Here is a 19336-nt window from a genome sequence, read left to right as displayed (position 1 = left end):
CTACTTCACACCAGAATTTGCTGTGTAGCTAAATTTTAAATAGCTTTGTGCTTTTTCTAAAATAGCGAATGCCTCTTTCAAGTTTCGCTGTTCAAAAGGAGACAGTAAATGTGGGTCTAAGTCGTTATCAGGCTCTTCGCCCTTCTCTATTTGCCACGCTTGATGGCGAATTCGCATCATGGCAATATACTCAAGTGAATCACGTAAATCTTGCGCTTTACCCTGCGGTAATAGCTTAGCTTCAATAATATCTTCTAATCGCTCAAACGAGTTTTGTTTACGCGAACCAATAGCTAATGCGTGTACACGTATAACATCAGAAAGTGGTGCAGTACCTCTTCGTTTTAAGTTCATTGAACGCTTATGTTGGCCGTTATGCTCCATAACAAAGCCTTTAAAAAAGCCAAGAGGTGGTGTCCTATTTCGAGCATTTGCCGCCATATTTGCTAGAAATATACGATTCACTTTACTTTGTTTCGCTATAAATATTTTAAGCTCGTCGGCCCACTTGGTTTTGCCCCACACACCGTCTAAATCAAAAAATATAGAGCTATTAAGCAGTGCTTGTGGTTTTGGCTGGGCTATCCAATCTGCAAATTGATCGAACCACTCTGAGCGAGTTTTACGCCATTTTTTAAACGACGCCATTATTTCTCCATCACAGTAGGTGTAACCACACTGCGCTAAGCCATCACACACAAAATCGGCAATATTTTGAAAGTACGCGTTATGTTTTTCATCGTCGTAACTGTCATCTAAAATTAGTGCGTTATCTTGATCAGTTACAATAAGTTGCTCGTCGCGAGCCATGGAGCCCAGTGCAATAAAACAATAAGGAACGGGAGGTGGACCAAACTTTTCTTCAGCTAATACCAGTAATCTTTGTTTAAAAGTACGTCCGATAACGGCCATGGCAGTACCAATCATGTGTGAATTTGCATCTTCGTTAACCATACGGACAAATACATTGGGTAATTGGCGTGCATAATGCGCTAAATCCTCAATTGTTTGTTGAGCAAGTATGCCGCGTACAAGTAATAAGCTGCTTTGCGATTCGTAACGTAAAATATCAGAGAGGGAGATAACTCCTATAGGACGTCTTTTTTGTACTACGGGTAAATGATGGAGATTATCTCTGAGCATGGCCAGTACCGCTTCAAAAATATAGTCATTAGCATCTAAAAGCACTAAGTTAGTAGACATAATCTCTTTTGCTTGTGTGTTAAAATCAAGCCCTTTAGCCACTACTTTTGAGCGTAAATCCCTATCGGTTATTATGCCAACGACTTGTCCATCATCTTCCTCAGGATCGTCGTTTATTGGTTTATTTACATCGGTTACCAAAACTGACGATACCGCCTCTTCGGTCATTAATTTAGCGATATCTTGTATTGTAGAGGTTGCATCTACGGTGACTACATCTCGGTGAATTAATGATTTTACTTTAGCGGTTGTAAGGTCATTGCCATCAGCTTGTTCAACAATAGCTTGATGTAAACGCACGTTACCATCTGTTTCAAAGTAATCAGCAAACGCATCAAACTCATCACAGTAACGATTAAATAGCTCAACATTTATACAATAAACTAACGTATCTTCAAGAGCAGTTGCAGGAAAACGCACCTTACGGTTCATCAATAAACCCATTTGACCAAATATTCCTGCGATGGCCAAACGATTGTATAGCTCACCATTTCGGCGATACATTTCTACAGAACCACTTCTAATCACATACAAATCAGATATGTCTTGTCCAAAACTTAAAATGTCTGTTTTTGCTCTAAAATAAGCAACTTCTACTTGTTGAGCTAGCTCATTAAGCGCTTTTTGAGGTAAGTCATCAAAAGGAGGATGTTGTGCTAAAAATTGTGCGATTTCAACTTGTTCGGCTTGCATAAATCCCTTCCTGTATGCGCATTAAAATGACTAAATATGTTTTGCAGATTAACACTATCATCGGAGTGTGAAAACAATTACTGCACAATTTTGGGCACAAAAAAAGAGCCTAAATAGACTCTTTAAATGTAATACTTATTGTAAAAATTTATTTACCACGCTGAGCGTCTTTTTGGGCTTTTTTGGCTTCTTTACGTTGCTGTAAAACAGCTTGTGCCTCATTACCAATATGACCTTCACCACGGGCTTGCGCTAATTCTATTTGCTTTTGGCGCTCCGCAAAACGTGTCCGTTGCTCGTCTGTCACTTCTTCAATACAATGATGACAAGATACACCTTCCATGTATTCAGGCTTTAACTTTTCGTCTTCTGTAATTGGCATACGGCACGCGTGGCATTGATCATAAGAGCCCTTTTGTAAGTCGTGATCAACCGCAACGCGATTATCAAATACAAAACATTCGCCTTCCCACATGGTTTCTTCTTTTGGCACTTCTTCTAGATATTTTAAAATGCCGCCTTCAAGATGATAAACTTCGTCAAAACCTTGCTCTTTCATGTAGGCCGTCGATTTTTCGCAGCGGATACCACCTGTACAAAACATCGCTACTTTTTTATGTTTTTCAGGGTCTAAGTTTTCTTTAGCCCACTGTGGAAATTCGCGAAAAGTTTTAGTATTTGGATCGACTGCATTTTGAAATGTACCAATTTCAATTTCGTAATCATTACGTGTATCAATTAAAATTACTTCTGGATCAGATATAAGTGCGTTCCACTCATTTGGCTTTACATAGCTACCCACAACTTTAAGCGGATCTACGCCTTCAACGCCCATCGTTACAATTTCTTTTTTTAGTTTTACTTTAGTGCGGTAAAACGGGCATTCATCATCGTAAGATTCTTTTGTTACAATGTTTTTTAAATTTGGTTGCTCATCAAGCCATGCTAATAAGTTGTCTATCCCTTCACGTTTTGCAGAAACAGTGCCGTTTATACCTTCGGCAGCGAGTAGTAAAGTACCGCGTACTTCATTTGCTTCCATCACTTCAAGCAACGGCTTACGGATAGCTTCAAATTCAGGTAAACCAACAAATTTATACAGCGCACATACTACAAAGTGATCGCCCGTTACATTATCTTTATGAACAACAGTCATTATATTTCCTATTTTGCCTTATTAGCCAGTATTGGCGTTTACCGAATCGTAAATCCGGCGCATATGGGGCGCGTATTTTACGCTTTTTTAGTTTAATTGCAAAAAATAGCGCTATAGATTGGTTTTTACTGTTAGCGACCTATCTGTGTAAGCTATAATGCGCTGATAAATTTATAGACTTAATTTGCTCATTTTGGAGAAACACACATTGCAGTTTACTGATCTTGGGATTGATACACGCCTTGAAACACAACTAGCACATCAAGGGATCACCCAGCCCACCGATATTCAAGCGCATGCAGTGCCTACCGCACTTGCAGGGCATGACATTTTCGCTCAGTCTAAAACTGGGTCGGGCAAAACCTTGGCGTTTTTATTACCTGCTGTACAAAGGGTTATGAAACAAAAAGCACTCAGTAAACGCGATCCTCGTGTACTTATTGTTGCTCCTACTCGTGAGCTTGCTACGCAAGTATTTACTCAGCTGCGTTTATTAATTGCAGGCACAGCCATTAAGGCCGTAAAAATACTTGGTGGTGAAAACTTTAATGACCAAATAAAAGCACTTAGAAACGACCCACAATTCGTAGTTGCTACACCAGGGCGTTTAGCTGATCACATTACAAAACGTTCATTACAATTGAGTGGACTAGAACTGCTTATTTTTGATGAAGCCGATCGTATTTTAGATTTAGGCTTTACCGAGCAGTTAAAAATGATTAACGAGCAAGCTAATCACCGTTTACGTCAAACGTTATTGTTTTCTGCAACACTTGACCATGCTCAAGTAGATGCTCTATCACGTAACCTATTAAAAAAACCAAAGCAAATTACGCTAAGTGCAGCGAACGAGCAACATAGCGATATTAAACAAACTTTATATCTAGCCGATCACCTTGATCACAAAGAAGCGCTATTAGAGCACTTTTTGAATCAAGATGATGTTGGTCAATGCATTATCTTCACAGCAACACGTTCTGACACGAGTCGCTTGAGTGAAGCGCTTAATGCTAAAGGCTTCAAGTCTGTAGCGCTTGCTGGTGATTTAACACAAAATAAACGTTTAGATATAATGGATTCGTTTAGTCGCGAAAACTTTAAAATATTAATCACCACCGATGTTGCATCTCGTGGTTTAGATTTACTAAGTGTAACGCATGTTATTAACTTTGATTTACCAAAACACGCTGAAGAGTATGTACACCGCATAGGTCGTACAGGACGAGCTGGCTTTAAAGGTAACGCAATTTCATTAGTTGGCCCAAAAGATTGGGCAAGTTACTTAGCTATTAAAGCATTTTTAAATGATGAGTTAAAATTTGCGAGCGTAGAGGGCTTAAAAGCTAAGTTTAAAGGTTTAAAAGAGAAAAAGCCTGAGGCAACGTGGGATAAATCTAAAGAAAAATCCGCCGCTGTTAAAAAGCCTGTATTTAAACGCAAAGCCAAACCTAAAAAGCCAACAGCACCAATTAAAGCACCAATGAACATTGATGGCGATACACCAATGCGCCGTAAAAAAAAGACTGAGCAGGAATAATTATGAGTTACCTAGGAACCACACAAACATTATTTGTAAAAGAAGTGAGTAGCGAAGGTGCTTACTTAGATGGTCATGATTTAGGTGAAGTGTTTTTACCAAAACAAGAAATTAAACATGAGCTTGAAGCGGGCGATAGCATTAGTGTATTTATCTTTTTAGACAACGCTAACTTAGCAACTGCCACAACTAAAAAGCCACACGCACAAGTAGGTGAATATGCCCTGCTTCGCGTTAAAGAAATTAATAGTATTGGTGCATTTTTAGATTGGGGTCTTGAGAAAGATGTACTAACCCCGTTTAACGAACAAAAACCACGCATGCAAGAAGGTCACTCATATTTAGTTCGTTTGTACCTTGATAATGCAAGCCAACGTATTTGTGCATCAAACAACTTTAATCGCTTCCTATCTAAAGATGAGCCGCAATATACTCACTTACAAGAAGTGGATTTAATTGTTGCTGGCAAAACAGATATTGGCTACAAGGTATTAATTGAAGAATCGCATTTCGGTGTTGTTTTTTATAATATGGTATTTAAAAGCTTATTTGTGGGTCAAAAGCTTAAAGGCTTCATTCAAAAAGTACGTGAAGACGGAAAAATTGATGTTGTATTAGAAAAACCAGGTATGGGAAAAGTAAGTGACCTTGGTGAAACTATTATGCAAAAACTAAAAAATGAAGGTGGTGTTATCCCATTAGGTGATAAATCTGAACCTGAAGCAATAAAAAAGATGTTTTCTACTAGTAAAGCTAACTATAAAAAAGCAATTGGTGGATTATTCAAACAAGAGTTGATAGATATTGAAGCGAAATCCATTCGCTTAAGATCTTAATTATAAATAATAGGCTGTAATTACTAATATTATCTGTTTGTAATTAACCTAAAATATACTTATAAGGCAATGTACATTGCGTATATTGCCTTGAATAATCAAGCACTTCACCTTTTGACTCTAGGTTAAGCGGTGCCAAACGAAAAACCTTCTTTTCGCATTCTATTTTTTTATCATCAAGCTTAGATATGCAATCAGTTACTGTTATATGCTGAGATGTAAGTGTATCCTCATTTTTGTAACACAGGTGGTGTGCATAATCTTGCATTGTTTGTTTAAAATCGAACATATTGACAGGGTAATTCGTGATTATATCTGTTACTGATGTAACATCATCATATGCTTTATTAGAAAAAAGATTTTTATTTACTGAAAAACCCGCAACAATAATAATTATAAAACCTAATAATAACTTCAAAACAAACCCCTACTACATTTCAATCCTAATAATGTAACATAAAATACACATGAGGTAAGGGCTTTTAGCACTATATTGCTGCTTTTTGTTAAATTATGCTATAGACCTATTAACATCACTAAGCACTTTTACGGGATCATCCGCCTGAGTAATAGGTCGTCCTATAACTAAATAATCACTCCCTGCATCTATTGCTTGCTTAGGAGTCATAATACGCTTTTGATCGCCAGCATCACTGCCTTCAGGACGTATACCTGGTGTTACAAGTTTAAAGTTCTCACCTAACTCTGCTTTTAAAGCTTTTGCTTCTTGTGCAGAACACACAACGCCATCAAGCCCAGCTTCCTTTGCAAGCTTAGCTAAATATATAACTTGCTCTTGAGCAGATTTATCAACGCCTAAACGCTTTAGTTCTGTTTCATCCATGCTTGTTAATACAGTAACCGCGATAAGTAATGGCGCTTTATCGCCAAATTGTTCTAGAGCCGATTTAGCTTTGCTCATCATTTCAAAACCACCAGAAGCATGAACGTTTACCATCCACACACCCATTTTCGCAGCTGCAGTAACAGCTTTAGCTACTGTATTAGGGATGTCATGAAATTTTAAATCTAGAAAAACATCAAAACCTAAATCAATTAACTCTTTAACAAATGTAGGTCCAAAATAAGTAAACATCTCTTTGCCTACTTTAAGACGACATGTATCAGGAGAAAGTTGTTTAACAAAGTTTAAAGCAACCTCTTGATCATCGTAATCTAATGCTATAAGAATTTTTTTTGAGTGTTCGAAAGACATGACTATCCTAATGTATGGCTATAATACCAATCCGCAATAATACTTAATCAATTTAAGGACCAAATCTGACGCTAACTGCGTTAAAAATTTCTTATATAGAACAATAATATTACGAAATTTTTTGCCTTGTTATCGACACAATTTTCTTACCTCAAAACAGACCACTTAATTAAGCGAATTGATATAAAGTAATTGTATAAGTAGATTTAATGCAATAGTGCTAGCTGGTAATTTGAGAGAAGGTGTAGAGAAATTTATATAGACACAACATCAAAAAATTTCAACCCAGTAAACTCTCAGTTTAATTTGCTAAAATTATCATAGTTAAATCCGATATTATTTAAGGGGTTATTAAAATCCGTCTAAGCCTCGACTTGGAACAATGGTTTCCCAATGCTTACAAGAAGGGCAATTCCAATATATGGTGTAGCTTGTAAAACCGCAATGCTGACATTGGAAATCAGGTTTTGTAGCAATATAAGAGGTTACAAGCTTATCAATTTCATTAAGTACTTCTTTAGTATTTTTATTTTGGTCACCCATTAATTGCAGTAAAAAACTGAAACCACGTATAGTAGGTTGACGTTTTAAGCTATCAGTTAGAAATTCAAAGGCTTGTTTAGTGTGTCCTTGCTCAAGCAATGCTTGGCAATGTTTTATTTTAATTAATACACCGCCCTTTTCTAACAAGTCACTGACTAATTCATGAAATTGATGCGTTAAATTTAATTGTTTATAGCTGTGAGCTAGCTCATCAATAAACAACGGCGCAAACAAAGTGAATTGTGATACAAGCTCACGCCAGTAATAAATAGCTTTAACGTAATCTTCTTTCGCGTAAGCAACTAATCCTAACTCGTAAAGCGGACGTACGGCTTTATAATTTAAGCTAATCGCTTTTCTCATTAGTTGGGGTGTGTTATCACTTAAAGCTGATTCACAATAAAAATTAGCAATCGCTTTAAATTGTTGTTTTTTTGAAAATAGTTCGCTGTGGGCTTCAAACATGTTGATGCCTTTTTCCCATTCACGGGTTTGCGAATATAAAGTAATAATAGGGTCTAGCGCTTCTACATGGCCAGCCTTAACTAACCAAACTAAGTGCTCTTCTGCACTATCTAGTAGACCAGCCATTATATAATCTTCGGCAAGTTCTAAACGGCTAGTTGCAGCTTGTTGTTCATTTAAGCCTGGGTGTTTTAATAGAAGTTCATGAATTTTAATTGCGCGGTCTAATTCACCTCTACGGCGAAACATGGTGGCAAGTGTAGAATAGTGTTCAACAGAGTCAGCTGAAACTTCAAGCAAATTAATCAAGTGCTCTAAGCCTTGGTCTTCTTCTCTGTCGAGTAGAAACTTTAAGCCTTTGCTGTATTCAGAAGTGATCTGACGATTTAGTTGATGAGCTTGGTTTTTAGCACTGTTTTTACCCATAATCCAGCCGTAACCGGCGGCAACAGGTAATAGTAAAAACAAAAGCTCAATCATAGTTAGGTGTCTTTATTCGCGGCAAGCTTTTTTTTATCTTTTTCAGGCGCTAATTGTTTTTTTAAGCGGTAGTTTTGCCACTTTAATTGTGAAAACAATTTAAAGCTAATAAAACAACCCACTAAAACACCTAATAAAAAGCAGATACTTATTATTACAGCTAAAGGTAGTGTATTACTGGCTATAATATAATTTATTTGTACTAACTGTGGGTTTTGTGACCCTAATACAAATGCACTGATGAGGCATAGCGCAACCAGAATAATTTTTAATACCTTGAACAAGTAACTACTCCACTAAGTTAACTAGGCAATGCTTTCATTTACGCGGTCGCGTAATTCTTTGCCTGGTTTAAAATGAGGTACATGCTTTCCTTCAAGCTCAACTGTATCGCCAGTCTTAGGATTACGACCTGTGCGAGGAGCGCGGAAATGCAAAGAGAAACTACCAAAACCTCTGATCTCAATACGATCTGAAGTAGATAATGAGCCGGCCATTTGTTCAAGAATTTCTTTTACAGCATTCTCAACATCTTTCACTGGAACGTGTGCGTGTTGTTCCGCAAGTGTTTCTATCAGTTCTGACTTAGTCATAGCGTTTCCTTAAAAAGAGATATAGGAAGGGCAAAAAATGCCCTTCCAACTAAAAACTAATTATATATTAGTCTTTTTGTGCATTTGCGAAAGCAGCTGCCATTGCGTTTTCAAACACTGGCTCTTCTTTCTTAAGCTTCTCTAGTACTTCTTTCTCTTCTGCTTCGAAAAGAGCTTTTACAGATAAGCTTAAAGTGCGGTTCTTACGATCAACACCAACGTATTTAACTTCAATCTCGTCGCCTACAGAAACAACAGTAGTTGCATCTTCAACGCGTTCTTGAGCGATATCAGCTACACGGATGTAACCTTCAACGCCTTCGATAAGTTCAACAGTTGCGCCTTTCGCATCAACTTCAGTCACTTTACCTTTAACAATAGCACCTTTTTTGTTTGCATCAAGGTAGTTATTGAATGGGTCAGCTTCGATTTGCTTAACACCTAGAGAGATACGTTCGCGCTCTGGGTCAACTTGCAATACGATAGCAGTGATTTCGTCGCCTTTCTTGAATTCACGTACAGCTTCTTCGCCAGGTGTATTCCAAGAAATGTCTGAAAGGTGTACAAGACCGTCAATACCACCGTCAAGACCGATAAAGATACCGAAGTCAGTGATTGATTTGATCTTACCAGTAACTTGATCGCCTTTGTTTTGTAGACGAGCAAATTCCTGCCAAGGATTAGCAATACATTGCTTAAGACCAAGAGAAATACGACGACGTTCTTCGTCAATTTCTAAAACCATAACTTCAACAGTGTCGCCTAAGCTAACAACTTTTGAAGGATGGATGTTTTTGTTAGTCCAATCCATTTCAGAAACGTGTACTAAACCTTCAACGCCTTCTTCGATTTCCACGAAACAGCCGTAATCTGTAAGGTTAGTAACACGACCAGAAAGTTTAGAACCTTCTGGGTAACGACCAGCGATAGCTGCCCATGGATCTTCACCAAGCTGTTTAAGGCCTAGAGATACACGAGTTTTATCTTTGTCGAATTTTAGAACTTTAACTGCGATTTCGTCGCCAACATTAACGATTTCTGAAGGGTGCTTAACACGCTTCCAAGCCATATCAGTAATGTGTAGTAGACCATCAACACCACCAAGGTCAACGAATGCACCGTAGTCAGTAAGGTTCTTAACGATACCTTTAACTTCTTGGCCTTCAACAAGGTTAGCAAGAAGCTCTTCACGTTCTTGTGAGTTTTCAGATTCGATAACTGCACGACGTGAAACAACAACGTTGTTACGTTTTTGGTCAAGCTTGATTACTTTAAATTCAAGCTCTTTGCCTTCAAGGTGAGTTGTGTCACGTACTGGACGAACATCAACAAGTGAACCAGGTAGGAAAGCACGGATTGAATCAACTTCAACTGTGAAACCGCCTTTAACTTTACCGTTGATAACACCAGTAACAGTCTCTTGCTCTTCACATGCTTTCTCAAGACGGATCCATGCTTCGTGACGCTTAGCTTTCTCACGAGAAAGAATAGTTTCACCGAAACCGTCTTCAATTGCATCTAGTGCAACATCTACTTCGTCGCCTACAGCAACTTCAAGTTCACCAGCAGCATTTTTGAACTGCTCAGCAGGGATAGCACTTTCTGATTTAAGACCAGCATCTACAAGTACAATGTTATTCTCGATAGAGATTACTGTACCTTTAACGATAGAGCCTTGCTCTGCTTCAAAACCCTTTAAGCTTTCTTCAAATAACTGCGCAAAATTTTCTGACATACGAATATACGTCTCATATATTAATACCAATAAGCAACCATGCTGCATGGGGTTGTTAAAATAGCACTGGCATCCTGCTGGCGCATAAAATGTGTTTAGCTTCGTTTAGGAAGCTTACCTTCAGAGATTGCAATATCCAATAAAGTTATTACCTTATCAAACACTTGCTGTGCATTGAGTTCGCTAGTATCAAGCTCAATAGCATCATCTGCAGGTACAAGCGGAGCAACGGCACGATTCATATCGCGCTCGTCACGAGCTTGAATGTCCTGTAATAGACCACTTAGTGTAACATCAAGACCGCGCGTATTCAACTCAACAAAGCGTCTACGAGCACGCTCTTCTGCACTTGCTGTTAAATATATTTTTAACGGCGCATCTTGAAAAACCACAGTGCCCATATCACGGCCATCGGCAATTAAGCCGTTTTCAGTGCGAAATGCACGCTGGCGACGTAATAACGCTTCACGAACGCGAGGTAATGCTGCAACTTTTGATGCTGCAGCGCCTACTTCTTCATTACGAATAGTAGTGGTTACATCTTCGCCTTCTAAAATAACTTTTCCTGCATTAGTTTGGCTATCTACCAAAAACTGCACATCTAAATTTGCAGCAAGAGGGACAAGCCCTTCTTCATTGTCTAATGCAATTTGGTGATGAAGTGCAGCTAAAGATAAAACGCGATAAATCGCACCGCTATCTAATACATCCCACCCTAACTTGTCGGCTAACAAGCGACAAACAGTTCCTTTACCTGAACCACTTGGGCCATCAACGGTGATCACGGGCATTAATAACGCCTGCATTTAAAACCTCCTGCAATGCACACCTAAATAAACCGCGACATTATACGTCAGTTATTAAAATATATCTGCTATTAGTGTGTAACTTTTGTAATTACTTCTAATTAGCTTATTCACTGACTGACGCTAAAACATTGAAAAATGTAGGAAATGTTTTATAGGTACACTTTGGATCATTAATCGTTATTGGCTTTCCACCAACGGCAACCATTGCAAAACACATGGCTATACGGTGATCGTCGTAAGTGTCTATTGCTACATCGTTGAAGTGTTTAGGCGGTGTAATTTCTATAAAGTCATGCCCTTCTACCACTTCTGCACCTACTTTTCTAAGCTCAGTTGCCATCGCATATAAACGGTCTGTTTCTTTTACTCGCCAGTTATAAATGTTACGAATGGCAGTTGGGCCTTTAGCGAAAAGAGCAACAGTTGCAAGGGTCATAGCAGCATCAGGAATTGCATTAGCGTCAATATCTACGCCTTTTAATTCGCCTTTGCGAACAACTAAACGCTCATCATACCAATCGATTTTTGCGCCTACTTGCTCCATTACTTTAGCAAAGCCTATATCACCTTGAACTGATTTAGCACCCACGCCTTTAATTTCAATCTCGCCGCCAGCAATTGCAGCCGCAGCAACAAAGTAAGAAGCAGAAGATGCATCGCCTTCAACCATAATTCGTTCGAGTGATTGATACTGTTGACCACCTTTAACTTTAAAAGTTGCATAATCACTGTGTTCAACACTAACACCAAAACGTGCCATTACATCAAGCGTAATATCAATATAAGGTTTAGATACTAAAGTACCTTTAATAGTTATCGTTGTATCACCGCTAAATAATGGCGCTGCCATTAATAGAGCCGTTAAAAATTGACTTGAAATACTACCGTCAATTTCAACCTCACCACCTTTTATTTGACCACCTACAATTTTAAGTGGTGGATAGTCTTTGTGTTTTGTATAAGTAACATCACCACCAAGCGCTTGTAGAGCATCAACTAAGTGCCCTATCGGACGCTCTTCCATACGTGGTTCGCCTATTAGCTCATACTCACCTTTAACGGCAGCAAGTACAGCCGTTAAAGGTCTGTAAGCAGTACCTGCATTACCTAAAAACAAGGGCTCAGTAGGTGTATTAAACACACCACCAACTCCCTCTACGGTCGCTACAGTGTGTTCATCATTTAAAGTTACATTTACACCTAATAACTTTAAAGCACCCAGCATATGGCGTATATCGTCACTATCAAGTAAGTTTTCTACAACGGTGGTACCGTTTGCCAGTGCTGCTAATAATAAAATTCTGTTCGATAGACTCTTTGAACCTGGTAGGGTTACCGTACCATTTACTTTAGAAATAGGTTCTAAACGGAGCTGCTCCATTAGCTGTGCTCCTTTGCAAATGCAGCCATAAAATCTACAAGTGCTTGAACACCTTCAAGAGGCATAGCGTTATAAATACTTGCGCGCATACCGCCCACAATTCTGTGACCTTCAAGTGCAAGTAAACCGGCCTCGTTTGATTGAGCAACAAATTTGCTATTTAAGCTTTCATCGTTTAACCAAAATGGAACATTCATGCGTGAGCGGCAATGTTTAGCGACTATATTTGAATAAAAATCTGAGTTATCGATAAAATCATACAGTAAATTTGCTTTAGCAATATTTTGTGCTTCCATGGCTTTTACACCACCATTGCTTTCAAGCCATTCAAATACTTCAGCCGCTAAATACCAAGCAAAGGTAGGTGGGGTATTAAACATACTGCCCTGCTTTGCTTCAAGTGCGTAATCTAAAATACCAGGCTTTGGCAAACCTTCGCGCTCAAGTAATGTTTTACGAACAATAACAATTGATATGCCCGATGGACCGATATTTTTTTGCGCACCAGCATAAATCAAATCAAATTTATTAACGTCTATCTCACGCGATAAAATAGTTGAAGACATATCAGCAATAATCGGAGCTGTTGGGTGGCTTGGTACATCAAAAATCTCTAAGCCATCGACAGTTTCATTAGGGCAATAGTGGATGTACGCAGCGTCTTCTGGTAATTCCCAGTCAGCAACGTCTTTAATTGAAAACTCACCATCAGCATCATTACGGACATCCGTAAAAGACGTTTGAGTAAACTTATTCGCTTCATCTCTGGCGCTTTTCGACCATACGCCATTCTCGCAATAAAACGCTGTTTTGCCTTCTTGGTGTAAGTTTAATGGCACAGCACTAAACTGGCCACGACCACCACCATGCATAAACAGCACTTCAAATTCATCACTAATATTCATTAGGCGACGAAGGCTAGCTTCACATTTAGCTGTAAGCGCTAAAAACTCTTTACTGCGATGGCTAATCTCCATCACAGACACACCTAGGTCTTGCCAATCTAGGAACTCTTTTTGCGCTTTTTTCATAACCGCTTGCGGAAGCATAGCTGGCCCCGCACAAAAATTATATTTACTCATTACCTTTGCCTCATTCCAGTAATTTAACTACTAAGCATGAACATTTAATACCAATCCGCTAAACCTTTAAAATTTAATGAATAATACCAATCCGCAATAATACTTAATCATTTTGCGGGGCTAAACGTGTCGCTACTTGCGTTAAAAAATTCTCATTTAGAACAACTAAATAGCGAATTTTTTGCCTAGCTATCAACACGTTTTTCCACCCTCAAAATAGATCTCTTAATTAAGCGAATTGGTATGAGTATAATTTCACACCCTATTAATTTTTTTCAACAACATTAAAAAAAGCGGCCAAGGCCGCTTTTTCAATATCAATTATTCTGAAGGAGGATTATCATCCGCTACTTCATCAATAACCGTATCTACTGTTTCAACGTCTTCAATATCAATTAAGTCACTTTCTGTAACTTCAATCTCTTCTATACGTTGTAAACCAACTACTTGCTCTCCGTCAATAGTTCTGATCAAAATAACACCTTGTGTGTTACGTCCAACCGTTGAAACTTCATTAACGCGAGTTCGTACTAAGGTACCACGATTCGAAATAATCATTATTTCATCGTTGTCATCAACTTGCACAGCACCAACAACAGCACCGTTACGTTCACTCACCTTAATTGATACAACACCTTGTGTTGCACGACTCTTAGATGGGTAATCTTCAAGTTGTGTACGCTTACCGTAACCATTTTCAGTTACCGTTAGAATAGCACCGTCAGTTTTTGGTACAATTAACGATACTACGCGTTGCTCGTCTGGCATTTTAATACCACGAACACCTGTAGCAGTACGACCCATTGGGCGAACACCTTTGAAGCGAATCTCAGGGTTACCTTCTTCGTCTAATACTGGGTTACCGTTTTCATCAACAACTGTTGTTTCTTCAGCTTCTTTGAAGCGTACAACTTTACCTGCATCAGTGAACAACATAATTTCGTTGCTACCATCGGTAATATCAACACCAATCAAGCTATCGCCATCATTTAAGTTAACAGCAATAATACCGCTTGCACGTTGACGACTGTAAGCCGTTAATGGTGTTTTCTTAACTGTACCGAATGCAGTTGCCATAAAGATATATTTATCTTCTGCGTACTCGCGTACTGGCAATATAGCAGTAATACGTTCATCAGCTTCAAGTGGTAACAAGTTAACAATTGGCTTACCGCGCGCTGCACGACTTGCTAGTGGTAACTGATACACTTTAAGCCAATATAAACGACCGGCCGTAGAGAAACATAAAATAGTATCGTGTGTATTTGCAACTAACAGACGTTCAATGAAATCTTCATCTTTCATCTTCGTTGCTGACTTACCTTTACCACCACGACGCTGTGCTTCGTAATCAGACAATGCCTGATACTTCACATACCCTTCGTGAGAAAGCGTTACAACAACGTTTTCTTCGGTAATTAAGTCTTCAAGGCTGATATCGTGAGCCGCTGCATTAATCTCGGTACGACGTTCGTCGCCATACTGCGCTTTAATTTCAACTAGTTCGTCACGAATAACTTCCATTAAACGCTCAGGTGTTGCCAAAATATAAAGTAGCTCAGCAATTAACTCTAACAACGCTTGATATTCAGTTAAGATTTTTTCGTGTTCAAGACCAGTCAGCTTGTGTAAACGCAAATCTAGAATTGCTTGAGCTTGTTGCTCAGAAATATAGTATTGACCGTCGCGAATACCTAAATCATCAGCAAGCCAATCTGGACGGGCTACATTATCTTCGCCTGCTTTTTCAAGCATACCTTGTACATGACCTAATTCCCACGGACGTGCAGTTAAAGCAATTTTAGCTTCAGCAGGTGTAGGTGATTTACGAATAAGCTCGATAATTGGGTCAATGTTTGCAAGCGCAATTGCTAAACCTTCAAGCGTATGAGCACGGTCACGCGCTTTGCGTAAATCAAACACGGTACGACGAGTTACTACTTCACGGCGGTGAATAATAAACTCTTCAAGCATTTCTTTTAGATTAAAACACTTAGGTTGGTTGTTAATTAATGCAACCATATTCATACCAAACACAGTTTGTAACTGAGTTTGTGAATACAAGTTATTTAAAATAACTTCGCCTACGTCACCACGTTTAATTTCAATAACGATACGCATACCGTCTTTATCTGATTCATCACGTAGTGCACTAATACCTTCAATTTTCTTATCTTTAACAAGCTCAGCAATTTTTTCAATTAAACGGGCTTTATTAACTTGATAAGGAATTTCGTGAACGATAATTGTTTCACGGCCTGTTTTTTCATCGGTTTCGACGTCGGCGCGTGCACGCATGTACACTTTACCACGGCCAGTTAAATAGGCTTGTTCAATGCCTTTTTTACCGTTGATAATTGCAGCCGTTGGGAAATCAGGACCAGGAATATAATCCATTAACTCTAAAATAGTTAAATCAGGATTTTGAATAAGTGCCAAACAACCGTTCACAACTTCAGTTAAGTTATGTGGTGGTATATTTGTAGCCATACCTACTGCAATACCCGACGAACCATTCACTAATAAATTAGGGACTTTCGTAGGTAACACGTCAGGGATGAACTCAGTGCCGTCGTAGTTAGGAACGAAATCAACCGTTTCTTTTTCAAGATCGGCTAATAACTCATGCGACATTTTTGCCATACGTACTTCTGTATAACGCATTGCCGCTGCTGAATCACCATCAACCGAACCGAAGTTACCTTGGCCATCTACAAGCATATAACGTAGTGAGAATGGCTGAGCCATACGAACTATCGTGTCATAAACTGCACTGTCGCCGTGTGGGTGGTATTTACCGATTACGTCACCGACCACACGGGCCGATTTTTTGTAAGGCTTGTTCCAGTCATTACTAAGCTCGTTCATTGCAAACAAAACGCGGCGATGAACAGGTTTTAAGCCGTCACGTACGTCTGGTAATGCACGTCCTACTATTACGCTCATTGCGTAATCTAAGTAGGAGTTTTTTAACTCGTCTTCAATATTGACTGGCAGAATTTCATTGGCGAGATCAGTCATTTGATATCACATTCCTTCAGTATCAGCTCTCAACAACCCGGTATTGGGTATTAAGAGTATTGTTATTATTTCTAACAGCCATGCTATCACAATTAATTTTAATTTACAGGCGCAAAACTTTGCGATTTATCAATTTAGCCCTATATAATGGCCTCAGATTGACGAGGAAGTATTTTATGACCGAACATCAAAATGTAGATCACGCAGAAATAGCAAAATTTGAAGCCATCGCTGAGCGTTGGTGGGACCTAGACGGAGAATTCAAACCTCTTCACGAAATTAACCCGTTACGTTTAGACTTTATAGCAAACAAAACGCAAGGCTTATTCGATAAAGAAACACTCGACGTTGGCTGTGGCGGCGGTATTTTAAGCCAAAGCATGGCGCGCATGGGCGCAAAAGTAACTGGCATCGACATGGGGCAAGAGCCTTTAACTGTTGCTAAGTTGCACAGTTTAGAAACTGGCGTAAATGTAGATTATATAAAAGTGCCTGCAGAAGATTTTGCAACACAGTACCCTGAGCGCTTTGATGTAATAACGTGTATGGAAATGCTTGAACACGTTCCCGACCCAGCATCTATCATTCATGCTGTAGCTGCACTTGCCAAACCAGGCGCGGACGTGTTTTTTTCAACCCTGAACAAAACACCTAAAGCATACTTATACGCGATTGTTGGCGCTGAAAAACTCTTAAAAATGGTGCCTGAAGGTACACACGACCATAAAAAGTTTATAAAGCCTGCACAGCTTATTGCATGGGCAGAGCAAGCCGGTTTAAAAGTTCGTGCAAGTACAGGGCTTTCTTATAACCCACTATCAAAGCAATATACGCTCAATAGTGACGTTAGCGTAAATTACATACTTTATTTTGAGAAGTTAGCTTAATGGCTAACTCTCAAGCCCCCCTACCCCTTATTGAGTACGATGCATTTTTATTTGATTTAGACGGCACCCTACTCGACACCGCTGATGATTTAGGTGCCGCTTTAAACGCAGTCCTTATTAGCAATAAAATAGAACCTGTTAGTAGTGATATATACCGTCCTGCCGCATCTAACGGCGCAGGCGCATTATTAGAGGCTGGTTTTAAAGAATTATGGGCTAAACAACCCCAAAGCGAGCTTATAAAGCAATTAGTTGACGAGTACGCCACAAACATAGCAAATCACACACGTTGCTTCAGCGGAGTTGAATCGTTACTTATCGCCCTTGATCAGAAAAAGATCAAATGGGGGATCATGACTAATAAACCAGGGTTTTTAACCGATCCTTTAGTGGCAGCTATTCCCGCATTAAAAAATGCCAGTGTAGTAATAAGTGGCGACACATTAGCTGAAGCTAAGCCATCACCTTTACCACTGCTACATTGTGCAAAGCTTATGCAGGTAGAACCAAGCCGTTGTTTATACATTGGTGATGCACAGCGTGACATACAAGCAGGCAAAGCAGCAGGTATGCATACCGCAACGGCACTTTGGGGTTACATCCCAAGTAAAGATGAAGCGATAGCTTGGGAAGCCAATTTTAACTGGCTAAGCCCAATTGATGGTTTTAACCATATATAGTGCTATGTTAATTATTAAACACTATATATTGTGATTGTGTTAGCTTTCACACAAAGCTTGCTGATAAAAAAAGCAGTCAGAATTTATTTTTAAAATGCGTAAATTTAGCAGTTCACTAATTGATTTTTGCATATTTCAACTTAATTGATTGTTCGAAGGTGAGTCTCTACTAACACAAATGCGTTATCCTAAACTTATCCACAAACAGGGGCAATTATGTCCCTTGCAAAACAACTCAGACCACATTAAAGTTTTATTAACACTTTGATGGAATTGATATTTCAACTAGGTGGAGGGGCTAACATCATACCCAAGGTTTGAATATGATGTTAGCAAAGACACTTGCTAAAATTTTAGGAAAGCGCCCAAGTGTGGAAGTTTGAGCGTAACTGATTCTTATATTGTCGGCAAGTGACTAACTCAGATTTAGGATAACTAAAGTTGAAACTCAATATTTCTATAGAAATCTCAGAGAGTGTAATAATGATTGTTTTTAAAATTATTACACTGGGTAGTTTGCTCGTAGTATAAATTTAAATGGGCTAATTTTTAGCCCATTTTTATATCTTACATTCCAGTATAACTATATCTGAAAAACTTACCTTGCCTCAATCTTATATATTACAACCATATACCCTGTACAAAAATTCGATTCAACCATATATAGTGCTATGTTAATTAATAAACACTATATATTGTGATTGAGTCAATTTTCACGCAAAGCCTGATGATAAAAAAAGCAGTCAAAATTTATTTTTAAAATACGTAAATTTAGTAGATCATTAGTTGATTTTTGCATATTTCATCTTAAATGATTGTTCGAAGGTGAGTGTCTACTAACACAAAGGCTATATCTCCTCATTATCAGATAATAGACACAATTCTACCTCTTGCAAAACAACTCAGACCACACTATCTTGTGATCATTAAATTGAACAGCACCAGATATTGTGGCCAAATGTTATTCAATTAAATTCTCCAATTTAATTAACTTTATACAAAACGAGTATCTACCTTGC

General features: G+C 38.7%; 16 protein-coding genes. 4 read left to right on the top strand and 12 right to left on the bottom strand.

From position 1 onward, the window contains the following. Positions 1–1896 (bottom strand): DUF294 nucleotidyltransferase-like domain-containing protein, encoded by a 1896-nt coding sequence (locus P20429_RS10465; RefSeq protein WP_007583071.1) that lies wholly within the window; start codon positions 1894–1896, stop codon positions 1–3. Positions 1897–2044: 148 nt separating this feature from the next. Further along, positions 2045–3052, bottom strand: a complete 1008-nt coding sequence (locus P20429_RS10470) for a rhodanese-related sulfurtransferase (RefSeq protein ID WP_007583069.1) — start codon at positions 3050–3052, stop codon at positions 2045–2047. Between the two features lie 208 nt (positions 3053–3260). Here P20429_RS10470 and P20429_RS10475 point away from each other — a divergent pair, with 208 nt between their 5' ends. Further along, positions 3261–4589, top strand: coding sequence for a DEAD/DEAH box helicase (locus tag P20429_RS10475; RefSeq protein WP_007583068.1), 1329 nt, complete (start codon positions 3261–3263; stop codon positions 4587–4589). 2 nt (positions 4590–4591) lie between these two features. Continuing rightward, positions 4592–5425: a S1 RNA-binding domain-containing protein gene (locus tag P20429_RS10480; RefSeq protein WP_007583065.1), complete on the top strand. Its 834-nt coding sequence runs from the start codon at positions 4592–4594 to the stop codon at positions 5423–5425. Positions 5426–5468: 43 nt separating this feature from the next. Here the strand turns inward: P20429_RS10480 and P20429_RS10485 are convergent, their stop codons facing one another. From P20429_RS10485 to gyrA, 10 genes are all read right to left on the bottom strand, one after another. Beyond that, a complete protein-coding gene (locus P20429_RS10485) occupies positions 5469–5843 on the bottom strand; it encodes a hypothetical protein (protein WP_007583062.1) in 375 nt (124 codons plus the stop codon). Between the two features lie 93 nt (positions 5844–5936). Then, positions 5937–6641, bottom strand: coding sequence for an orotidine-5'-phosphate decarboxylase (pyrF, locus tag P20429_RS10490; protein WP_007583060.1), 705 nt, complete (start codon positions 6639–6641; stop codon positions 5937–5939). Between the two features lie 351 nt (positions 6642–6992). Continuing rightward, a complete protein-coding gene (gene lapB, locus P20429_RS10495) occupies positions 6993–8129 on the bottom strand; it encodes a lipopolysaccharide assembly protein LapB (protein WP_007583058.1) in 1137 nt (378 codons plus the stop codon). 2 nt (positions 8130–8131) lie between these two features. After that, positions 8132–8413 (bottom strand): lipopolysaccharide assembly protein LapA domain-containing protein, encoded by a 282-nt coding sequence (locus P20429_RS10500; RefSeq protein ID WP_007583056.1) that lies wholly within the window; start codon positions 8411–8413, stop codon positions 8132–8134. Between the two features lie 21 nt (positions 8414–8434). Further along, positions 8435–8722 carry an integration host factor subunit beta gene (gene ihfB / locus P20429_RS10505; RefSeq protein WP_007583054.1) on the bottom strand — a complete coding sequence of 96 codons (288 nt, stop codon included), beginning with the start codon at positions 8720–8722 and terminating at the stop codon, positions 8435–8437. Between the two features lie 67 nt (positions 8723–8789). Then, positions 8790–10457, bottom strand: coding sequence for a 30S ribosomal protein S1 (rpsA, locus tag P20429_RS10510; protein ID WP_002961176.1), 1668 nt, complete (start codon positions 10455–10457; stop codon positions 8790–8792). A 95-nt stretch (positions 10458–10552) separates the two neighbouring features. Beyond that, on the bottom strand, positions 10553–11263 hold the full coding sequence (gene cmk, locus P20429_RS10515; protein ID WP_007583052.1) for a (d)CMP kinase: 711 nt from the start codon (positions 11261–11263) through the stop codon (positions 10553–10555). Positions 11264–11369: 106 nt separating this feature from the next. Further along, positions 11370–12647 carry a 3-phosphoshikimate 1-carboxyvinyltransferase gene (aroA, locus tag P20429_RS10520; RefSeq protein ID WP_007583050.1) on the bottom strand — a complete coding sequence of 426 codons (1278 nt, stop codon included), beginning with the start codon at positions 12645–12647 and terminating at the stop codon, positions 11370–11372. Further along, the gene (serC, locus tag P20429_RS10525; RefSeq protein ID WP_010552860.1) at positions 12647–13729 is read right to left on the bottom strand and encodes a 3-phosphoserine/phosphohydroxythreonine transaminase; all 1083 of its coding nucleotides are present in this window, start codon (positions 13727–13729) and stop codon (positions 12647–12649) included. The genes aroA and serC overlap by 1 nt, the downstream gene beginning before the upstream one ends. 321 nt (positions 13730–14050) lie before the next feature. After that, on the bottom strand, positions 14051–16750 hold the full coding sequence (gene gyrA / locus P20429_RS10530) for a DNA topoisomerase (ATP-hydrolyzing) subunit A (protein WP_007583046.1): 2700 nt from the start codon (positions 16748–16750) through the stop codon (positions 14051–14053). Positions 16751–16926: 176 nt separating this feature from the next. Here gyrA and ubiG point away from each other — a divergent pair, with 176 nt between their 5' ends. Together ubiG and P20429_RS10540 are read left to right on the top strand one after the other, a co-directional pair. Continuing rightward, a complete protein-coding gene (ubiG, locus tag P20429_RS10535; RefSeq protein ID WP_007583044.1) occupies positions 16927–17637 on the top strand; it encodes a bifunctional 2-polyprenyl-6-hydroxyphenol methylase/3-demethylubiquinol 3-O-methyltransferase UbiG in 711 nt (236 codons plus the stop codon). After that, positions 17637–18317, top strand: coding sequence for an HAD family hydrolase (locus P20429_RS10540; protein WP_007583042.1), 681 nt, complete (start codon positions 17637–17639; stop codon positions 18315–18317). Before ubiG ends, P20429_RS10540 begins: the two co-directional genes overlap by 1 nt. The last annotated feature ends 1019 nt before the right edge of the window (positions 18318–19336 follow it).

The sequence above is a fragment of the Pseudoalteromonas sp. BSi20429 genome (assembly GCF_000238895.1).
GTDB lineage: Bacteria > Pseudomonadota > Gammaproteobacteria > Enterobacterales > Alteromonadaceae > Pseudoalteromonas > Pseudoalteromonas arctica.
The sequence above is the reverse complement of the archived record's forward strand: the minus strand, read 5'-3'. Positions and strand labels throughout refer to the sequence as shown.

Coding starts and splice junctions, on each gene's coding strand:
- gyrA (WP_007583046.1), bottom strand. CDS start 16,750: ATGACTGATCTCGCCAATGAAATTCTGCCAGTCAATATTGAAGACGAG.
- ubiG (WP_007583044.1), top strand. CDS start 16,927: ATGACCGAACATCAAAATGTAGATCACGCAGAAATAGCAAAATTTGAA.
- pyrF (WP_007583060.1), bottom strand. CDS start 6,641: ATGTCTTTCGAACACTCAAAAAAAATTCTTATAGCATTAGATTACGAT.
- P20429_RS10470 (WP_007583069.1), bottom strand. CDS start 3,052: ATGACTGTTGTTCATAAAGATAATGTAACGGGCGATCACTTTGTAGTA.
- P20429_RS10480 (WP_007583065.1), top strand. CDS start 4,592: ATGAGTTACCTAGGAACCACACAAACATTATTTGTAAAAGAAGTGAGT.
- cmk (WP_007583052.1), bottom strand. CDS start 11,263: ATGCAGGCGTTATTAATGCCCGTGATCACCGTTGATGGCCCAAGTGGT.
- serC (WP_010552860.1), bottom strand. CDS start 13,729: ATGAGTAAATATAATTTTTGTGCGGGGCCAGCTATGCTTCCGCAAGCG.
- aroA (WP_007583050.1), bottom strand. CDS start 12,647: ATGGAGCAGCTCCGTTTAGAACCTATTTCTAAAGTAAATGGTACGGTA.
- P20429_RS10465 (WP_007583071.1), bottom strand. CDS start 1,896: ATGCAAGCCGAACAAGTTGAAATCGCACAATTTTTAGCACAACATCCT.
- rpsA (WP_002961176.1), bottom strand. CDS start 10,457: ATGTCAGAAAATTTTGCGCAGTTATTTGAAGAAAGCTTAAAGGGTTTT.
- ihfB (WP_007583054.1), bottom strand. CDS start 8,722: ATGACTAAGTCAGAACTGATAGAAACACTTGCGGAACAACACGCACAC.
- P20429_RS10540 (WP_007583042.1), top strand. CDS start 17,637: ATGGCTAACTCTCAAGCCCCCCTACCCCTTATTGAGTACGATGCATTT.
- lapB (WP_007583058.1), bottom strand. CDS start 8,129: ATGATTGAGCTTTTGTTTTTACTATTACCTGTTGCCGCCGGTTACGGC.